This is a genomic window from Mesorhizobium sp. Cs1321R2N1 (assembly GCF_037179725.1).
Taxonomy (GTDB): Bacteria; Pseudomonadota; Alphaproteobacteria; order Rhizobiales; family Rhizobiaceae; genus Mesorhizobium; species Mesorhizobium salmacidum.
On sequence record NZ_JAPYKP010000212.1, the window covers coordinates 1 to 7,053 of the forward strand.

A 7,053-nucleotide genomic window follows, 5' to 3' on the forward strand; every position below is an offset into this window, starting at 1 on the left:
GCCAGCGCCAGGCCGCGCGCGGTTGACACACCGACGCGCAGGCCGGTGAAGGAGCCGGGGCCAACGGAAACGGCAATGGCGCCAAGGCCGGCGTAGTCGGTCGCACCGGCCTTCAACGCTTCGGCGATGACGGCCATCAGGTGCTCGGCATGGCCTTTGCCCAGATCGAGCACCGAACGGCCGAGCTCCCGCCCGACCGCCGCGTCGTAGACGCAGGCGGCGCAGAGGCTGGCGGCACAGTCGATGGCGAGAACTTTCATGAAACGACCGGTTCGAGAAACAATTCCCTGTGCCCGCCATAGCGCGCAACCGCAAGGGTATAGTGCACAATTTGTTAAGGGGCTTCGGTTTGGCCTGGCAGAAGAGCTTATGCCGCCTGCTCTATGCGCAGCAGGTGGTTGTCCCAGACGTAGGCCGGTTCCGACCGCGTGCCACCATTGCCCTCGATGATCTCGCCGGCGCCCGTGGTGGCCATGAAGCCGGCCCGGTCGGGCGCCACGCCGCAGACCTCGACCAGCGCGCTGGAGGAGACGACCCGGCCGCTGCCCGCATCGATCACGACCAGCGAATTACCTTCCGGCGAGGAGACGGCGACGGTACCGGCAACAGGATTGGCGGCGACCGAGCCGATATAGTTGCGGAAACCTGACAGCACGTCCTGCGGCATGTCGAGCAGCCGCAACTCCTTGCCCCGCGCCGCCCGTCCAACCAGAAGCGGACGATCGGTGCCGGGGCCTCGGTACTGGCAACCGAACCAGACGGCGCCGGTCTGGTCGGTATCCATGTGGCGGATCGACAATTGGTGCAATGCAGCCGGCAATTCATGCTTTTCGATTAGGTCGCCGGTAACGCGGTCGACCAGCACATAGGAGGGTTTCATGGTGGCAATGTTAAGCTCGGCGCGGCCATAGTCGGGATGGGTCTCGATGCCGCCATTGGCGACCGCGATCGTCCTGCCGTCGCCCAGCAGCAGAAGTTCGTGCGGACCCATGCCGTAGGTCGGGAATTCGCCGATGCGACTGAATTTCGCCCGCGCATCGTAGACGCCGACCATGCCGGCCGCGTTGTCGAAATCGTTCTCGGTGGCGTAGAGCAACGCGCCGTCGGGCGAGAACACGCCGTGACCGAAGAAGTGCCGGCCGGTGATGCTGGCGATGGTTTGCGGAGCGTCGCGCCCCGTGTGATCGAAAACGACGGCGAAGGTGCCGGGCTGGCGGGCGAAGACCACCGAACGCTTCGATATGGGATCGAAGGTGACGTCATGGCCGCGATCGGGCAAGTCGATCGCATGCAGAAGCTTGCCGGCCTCGGACAGGACGGCAGCGCCAAAACTGCCGTCGCGCTTGACGAAGGCGGTGGCGAAGACCGCGTCAGCAGCAAGCGTGTTTGCCCAGACGGAGGGCGTCACGGCGGCGGCGAAGCCGATGCCGGCGGCCCTCAAGAAATCGCGGCGGTCGATGAGCAACCTCTTCATGCTCAGTCCCCATCCAGCGACGAGAAGCCGGCGGTCAGGCCGAATTCGGCGGTCAGCCTGGTGCCGATCAAGGTCGACAGGCTGGAGGTGATCAGGGCGAAATGCTCGAGTTTTTCACGCAGCGCCGGATCGGCGAGCGCCTTGTCGATCGGGCCCTGGACGGCCTTGGCCGTCGCCACGCCGTTGACCAGTTGGATGTGGATCGATTCCGCCATCCAATGCGCATCCGGCGGCAGCGCGTCGCCAAGCTTCGACAGCTGGAACAGCGCATCGACGCCGGCCAGATTTCCAGCCAGCGCATTGGCGGTGTTTTGCGAACGCCAGTAGATCGCCTGTTTTGGCTTGTCGGCATCGGGTCTAGCGCCCAGAAAGCCCTTCAGGCGCACATCGCGGACCATTTCCAGCTCGTTGATGAAGACGCCGACCAGTTCGGTGACCGCCTCGTTGCCATCGCGGTAGAGCGCATTTTGCGGCCCCGGATTGGCCCAGAGTGCGGCGAAACCGTCCGGTTTGTTCCAGGCCGCACTGACGTCGGCGGCGATGATTTCGATGTTGCCGGCAACGGCCGCACCATAGGCGCAGCGATAGGGTTCGTCCTTGCCCGTCAAGACATCGGCGCCGTCGCCGTAAAGCACGAATTCCAGCGCGCCGAGCCCCTGCATTGCAACGCTCTTGCCGGCGAGCTGGACAGGGTCGGTGGCGGCTGGATCCTCGTCCGACAACGCCGCCTGAACCTGTTTCAGACCGATGCTCTTGCGGTCCGGCCAGAACAGCATGCGCTCCAGCCTGTTGTTCTCCTTGATCGGCCCAAAACCGATGATCTCGGCCGATGACCAGGCATGGATGGTGGCCGAAAATTCGGCCCGCGCCGCATCAAGCTCCCCTTGCGACGGCGCCTCGCAGAGCTTGTGCATCGCTTTCACGAGGGCTTCCGTATGCTGGTGCAGGTCCTCATAGGCCGGTCGGATAAAGCCGTCGATCGCACGCTGGATGACGTCAGAGGCTTTCACCGCGGCCGATGCGGGCAAGGCCCCCAGCAGGGCCAATGGGAGAACGAGGACCAGCGCGAAACGCTTCGGCATCAAAGTGACTCCAGGAATTTGACCAATGCATCGCGCTCGGTGGCGCCGGTGGCGGCAAAGCGGTCGCGCGCCTTCTCCGCCTCGCCACCATGCCACAGGATAGCCTCGACCAAAGAGCGCGCACGGCCATCGTGCAGATAGAAGGAATTGCCGTTGACCGTTTCGGTGAGGCCGATGCCCCATAGCGGCGGGGTGCGCCACTCATTGCCGGTCGCCTCGCTCACGGCTTGGCCATCGGCAAGATCCGGCCCCATGTCGTGCAGCAGGAAATCGGAATAAGGCCAGATCAACTGGAACGCCTGCGCCTTGTCAGGCGCATCGCGACGGGTGACGAATTTCGGCGTGTGACAGCCGACGCAGCCGATTTCGTAAAAGACCTTCTTGCCGGCGAGCACATCAGGCGAAGCGAGGCCGCGCCGCGCCGGCACAGCCAGGTTCTGTGAATAGAAGGTGACGAGATCCATTACCGGCGCCGGCGCCTCGGCCGGGCCGAGGCGCGCCTGCACGCCGTTTGGCATTGCGAGGCATTTTTCCTGCGCGGCGGTGCAATCACCCCAGTGTTTCGGCTCTTCCGGCGTCGAGATGCCGATATCGCCGGCAAAGGCATCCGCGGCCTGCTGGCGGATCGACGCCGCCTGCGCCTTCCAGCCGAAACGGCCAAGCGTCAACTCGCCGCTGGGGCCATCACGCACGATGTTCGGCTTGCCGAAGATGCCATCGCCGTCCCTGTCGTCCGGGTCGGCATGGGCCAGAATGTCGGCCGGCGCAATCTGTTCGATCAGGCCAAGGCCGATCATCGGCGGCGTCAGGCGCGGCGATAGCGTGGTGCGCGGATCGAGCGGCCCATAGGCAAGATCGTCGACCGCGTAGGTGGGTTTGCGCAGGGAAATGACGGTGCCGTCCGTCAGTTCCACCTTACGTTCCTGATAATCGACCCGCATCCTGCCCTCACCCTTGAGGCCAGGCACGGCCAGTTCCTGCAACTGCGTGCCATAGACCGGGTCCGGGAGATTGAGCAGCCTGTGGTCGGCGAGCGCCGCCTTCTCTTCCGCGCTGCTTGCGTCACGCGCCAGCCGCAGGAACATCGAGGTGGTGCCGGCATCGCCTTGCGGCGGTCGGCCGCGGCCATCCTTCAGATGGCAGTTCTGGCAGGCGCGTTCGTTGAACAGGGGCCCAAGCCCATCCGAGGCCTGCGTCGAGGATGGCGACGACACCCAGTTCTTGCGGAAAAGCGCGTTGCCGAGCTTGAAGGTGCCTTCTTCCTCGAAGCTGATGTTGGCTGAGGATTGCAAGAAGGAATCACGGCTGACGTCCTTCCGCGAGGTGCCGGCGCCACCTTGCATCAGTTCGAAAGGCTCGGGTTTGGAGAAATCCGTGATCGGCCTGCTGACGGCGGTGACGCGCGCCTGATCCTTGGCATTGAGATCGGTGCGCGTGGTGGCGAGGCCGGCCGGTTGAAGGTCGCCGGGGATCGCGAAGGATGTCAGCGCCAGCACGAGAATAAGGCCACGCCGACCAGCCGGTATGGCTGGCGTTTTCCGAAGGCGCAGCGGACCCTTGGCCCGCCGCAAGCGGCGCAGGACGTCTAAGAGGCGCCGCATTCCCGCATATCCTTAGTCCGCCTCGTCCGCCGATGCGGCGTTGAGCTGGCCGTACTTCTCCTCGCCGATCGAGGCCAGGAGGTCGAGCTGCGTCTCGAGGAAGTCGATGTGGCCTTCCTCGTCGGTCAGCAGTTCCTCGAACAGTTTCATCGATACGTAGTCGCCCGCTTCATCGCAGATTTCGCGCGAGCGCTTGTAGGCAGTGCGCGCGTCATATTCCCCGGCAAGATCGGATTCGAGCACTTCCTTGACGTTCTGGCCGATGCGCAGCGGCGCCACGGACTGCAGGTTGGGATGGCCTTCAAGGAAGATGATGCGGGCCACGAGCTTGTCGGCGTGGTGCATCTCCTCGATCGATTCCGCACGCTCCTTCTTGGCCAGCTTGGCGTATCCCCAATCCTCGAGCAGACGGAAATGCACCCAATATTGGTTGACGGCGCCGAGTTCCAGAAAAAGAGCCTCGTTAAGCCGCTCGATGACCTGTGGTTCGCCTTTCATGGGTTCTGCTCCCGTATTGGATGCGCAGGCCTCTGACGCGATCCAGATGTGAAACGATGTCCACGCCGCTCGCCTGCGAGCGGGCGTGGTAGTCCTCGGTGACCCGAATGATCGTTTCGACCACATTTGGGAAGCAGCCGCAACACCGACCCCGTTTGTGCATGGCGTGATAGACTTTCGCCGGCACGATAAGTTGCCAGGGATCCTGATCCAGCAGGCCGATGATCGTCTGCTCGATCTCCTTCTCGGTGATGATGTTGCAATGGCAGATCAGCATTTCGTCGCTCTGGCTGACGGCGCCGGTGCGGCGCCGTTTGGCTTGGGGGTTGTCGGCTTACTTGAACACCTTGTCGGGTGCGTCGAGGCTGTCGGAACCTTCGAAGGCAATGGCGTTCAACTTCAACGAACCGACCGCGCGCTCGATCGACTTGGTCTGGTCGATCAACGCGTCGATCGCCGCCTGAACGGTGGCATTGCCCGCCGTATTGCCTTCGGCGATCTGCTGGTCATAGGCCTCGCCGGCCTCGGCGCGCGCCTTGATCGCCTCCATCCTGGCGACGGTGACATCGAGTTTATCAGTCAATTCCTTGTCGATCGCCGGATCGGCGACCTTGACCATATCGGACACCGAGGGACCTGAAACGACGGTGCCATCAAGCCTGGTATAGCTGGCATGGTAAGCGGCGCGGATGCCGACGGCATCATAGAGATGGGAATTGTAGGTGTTGTCGGAGAAGCAGTCATGCTCCTCTTCCGGGTCATGCAGCAGCAGGCCGAGCTTCATGCGTTCGCCCGCCAGTTCGCCGTAGGAGAGCGAGCCCATGCCAGTGAAGATCACCGAAATGGCGGTGTTCGGCTCGCCATCGAGCAGGTTCTTGCGCGCGGCGCCGTCTTCCTTCCAGTCGTCGACCATCTTCTGCAGATCGGAGACCAGGAGGCCAGTCGCCGACTTCAGGTACTCTGCGCGGCGGTCGCAATTGCCGCCGGTACAGTTCTTGAGATCGTAGTCGGTGTAGGGGCGCTCGCCGGCGCCCGGGCCTGTGCCGTGCAGGTCCTGGCCCCAGAGCAGGAATTCGATCGCGTGATAGCCGGTGGCGACATTGGCTTCGACGCCGCCGGCCTGTTGCAGCGTGCCGGACAGGAATTCCGGCGAAAGCTTCGACGCATCGACCTTCTTGCCGTTGATCTCGATCTCCCTGTTGGCGATCACATTGGCGGTATAGAGAGAATTCGCATCGGACTCGGTGCCGTAGCTCTTGGCGACATAGTCGATCAGGCCTTCGTCCAGTGGCCAGGAATTCACCTCACCTTCCCAGTCATCGACAATCTTGTTGCCGAAGCGGTAGACCTCGGTCTGCTGGTAGGGCACGCGCGCCGCCTTCCAGGCGTCGCGCGCAACATGGAGCGTTTCCGCCGACGGGTTGGCAAGCAGTGCGTCAACCGCCTTGTCGAGCGCCTGCGCCGTGGTCAGCGAATCCTCATATTTGGCAAGCCCGATATCGGCGTAAGTCTTGATGACCGTCTTCGCGTCGGTTTCCGCCCTGGCAGGCAGCACGAATACCGCTGCCGTCAGCAGCGCCGTGGCTCCGATCGCCGCCAGCCTGCCGCCATATCGTGCTGTCATTATCGCTCTCCAGTTCCTCGGAAATTTTCTAAGCGGCGCGCGCGCCAACCCACGCCAGGCCACATTCATGCCATTGGGCGCAAGACATGCCGCGTGATCGCGCGGCTCAGGGAAGAAAGACACCAAAATGCCTCCAATCGAACGGGTTCAAGGCCCAGACATCAAAGGGATGCGCCAATGCGCGGCCCTCCTTAAAGCTTCGAGTCCGATGAAAGTCAATGGAAATTGCTGGAAAACTCAATCGAAACAATAGTTTAGAATTATTCTAAACTGCAATAGTCAACTTTATGCGCCCGTTGCGCCGGCATTGCACCGAACTGTACGATTGACAGTCGCCGTCCCGGGTGCGACCCGCAAACGCTCTCTTGCGGCGGGGCCAGACAATTGCCACTTGGCGAGACGTCCTAGGATCGAGCGGGATCGGAATGCGATGAAGAACGGCGTGGTCATTGTCGGTGCGGGTCATGCGGGCGTGCAGGCGGCCGCCAGTCTGCGCGAGGATGGCTATGACGGGCCGGTGATCCTGGTCGGCGACGAGAACGAACTGCCCTACCACAAGCCGCCGCTGTCGAAGACCTTCATCAAGGATGCCGGAGCCAAGCCTCAACCGCTTCGGGGCGAGACGTTCTACACCGGCAGCGCCATCGACTACCGGCCGGGGATCCGGATCGAGCGCATCGATGCCGGCCGCCACAATCTCGACATTGCCGGCGGCGGCGCACTTGCCTTCGACCATCTGATCCTGGCGACCGGATCGCGCCCGCGCGCCCTGCC

The 7,053-nt window shown here is 63.1% G+C and carries 8 protein-coding genes; 1 reads left to right on the forward strand and 7 read right to left on the reverse strand.

The window, feature by feature from the left end; translation table 11 throughout:
- From tsaB to O7A61_RS30130, 7 genes are all read right to left on the reverse strand, one after another.
- Positions 1-260 (reverse strand): tRNA (adenosine(37)-N6)-threonylcarbamoyltransferase complex dimerization subunit type 1 TsaB (tsaB, locus tag O7A61_RS30100; protein ID WP_337132847.1); only part of this gene is annotated, 260 nt, incomplete at its 3' end.
- A gap of 107 nt (positions 261-367) precedes the next feature.
- Positions 368-1,474, reverse strand: coding sequence for a DUF1513 domain-containing protein (locus tag O7A61_RS30105; protein WP_337132848.1), 1,107 nt, complete (start codon positions 1,472-1,474; stop codon positions 368-370).
- 2 nt (positions 1,475-1,476) lie between these two features.
- Positions 1,477-2,556, reverse strand: a complete 1,080-nt coding sequence (locus tag O7A61_RS30110; protein WP_337132849.1) for an imelysin family protein — start codon at positions 2,554-2,556, stop codon at positions 1,477-1,479.
- On the reverse strand, positions 2,556-4,157 hold the full coding sequence (locus O7A61_RS30115) for a di-heme oxidoreductase family protein (protein WP_337132850.1): 1,602 nt from the start codon (positions 4,155-4,157) through the stop codon (positions 2,556-2,558). Before O7A61_RS30115 ends, O7A61_RS30110 begins: the two co-directional genes overlap by 1 nt.
- 12 nt (positions 4,158-4,169) lie before the next feature.
- Positions 4,170-4,655: a bacterioferritin gene (bfr, locus tag O7A61_RS30120; RefSeq protein ID WP_027142053.1), complete on the reverse strand. Its 486-nt coding sequence runs from the start codon at positions 4,653-4,655 to the stop codon at positions 4,170-4,172.
- Positions 4,621-4,932: a (2Fe-2S)-binding protein gene (locus O7A61_RS30125; RefSeq protein ID WP_337106190.1), complete on the reverse strand. Its 312-nt coding sequence runs from the start codon at positions 4,930-4,932 to the stop codon at positions 4,621-4,623. Before O7A61_RS30125 ends, bfr begins: the two co-directional genes overlap by 35 nt.
- Positions 4,933-4,989: 57 nt before the next feature.
- A complete protein-coding gene (locus O7A61_RS30130) occupies positions 4,990-6,279 on the reverse strand; it encodes an imelysin family protein (protein WP_337132851.1) in 1,290 nt (429 codons plus the stop codon).
- 430 nt (positions 6,280-6,709) lie between these two features.
- Here O7A61_RS30130 and O7A61_RS30135 point away from each other — a divergent pair.
- Positions 6,710-7,053: FAD-dependent oxidoreductase (locus O7A61_RS30135; RefSeq protein WP_337132852.1), on the forward strand; the 344-nt coding region annotated here is incomplete at its 3' end.